Raw genomic sequence first — 635 nt, 5'->3', positions numbered from 1 at the left:
CCCTGACCCAGCCTGCCAAGTGCAGCCGGGCACTACGCTGGACTTGTTTCGTCAGCGGCTGCCGCGCAAGCCTTACCATACCGACGCCTTGGGTGATGGGCTGCTCATTCGTGATGTGCAGCGAGCGATCAAAGCACGGTATATCCAGCCCAACGGTCCGACACATCGCTACTGGCTGGTCTACGACGTAGACCGTAGCGGTGCTGCCCTGGATTGGCATGACCGCGGCGCNTGACGCGAAATCTGGACCTCTGCGCTACGCGGCGGCCGTGGATTGCGCACTGAGGGGCCTGCTAGACGCTGATAAGGGGTATGCCGGACTGATCTGTAAGAACCCTCTGCACCCCTTTTGGCGTGTGACGGAGTGGGAACCTCGGCTCTATGGGCTGGGCGACCTGGATAGCTGGCTCGACCTGAACGCCTACCGTGACCGCCGCAAGCGCCTTCCTGACTATGGCCTAGGCCGGAACTGCAACCTGTTCGAGCGCCTGCGCCTCTGGGCCTATCGTGCGATCCGTCAGGGCTGGCCAGACTATGAGCGCTGGCATGAGGCGGTTTTGACTCGTGCGCGGGCCTACAACGACTTCGATACGCCACTCCCCGACAGCGAGATTCGGGCTACCGCCAAGAGCGTG

At 62.8% G+C, this 635-nt stretch carries 1 protein-coding gene and 1 pseudogene; both read left to right on the top strand.

Annotated features, from left to right (window positions below):
- Positions 1-19: 19 nt before the first annotated feature.
- A pseudogene (locus ABD299_RS19980) lies at positions 20-341 on the top strand (replication initiation protein); the annotation flags it as partial.
- A 15-nt stretch (positions 342-356) separates the two neighbouring features.
- Positions 357-635, top strand: a 279-nt coding sequence (locus ABD299_RS19975) for a primase C-terminal domain-containing protein (RefSeq protein ID WP_344264433.1), incomplete at its 3' end; no start/stop codon positions are given.

Source organism: Streptomyces sodiiphilus (assembly GCF_039529215.1).
Classification (GTDB): domain Bacteria; phylum Actinomycetota; class Actinomycetes; order Streptomycetales; family Streptomycetaceae; genus Streptomyces; species Streptomyces sodiiphilus.
Note: the sequence above shows the minus strand (reverse complement) of the source record. Positions and strands in the feature narration are given on the sequence as shown.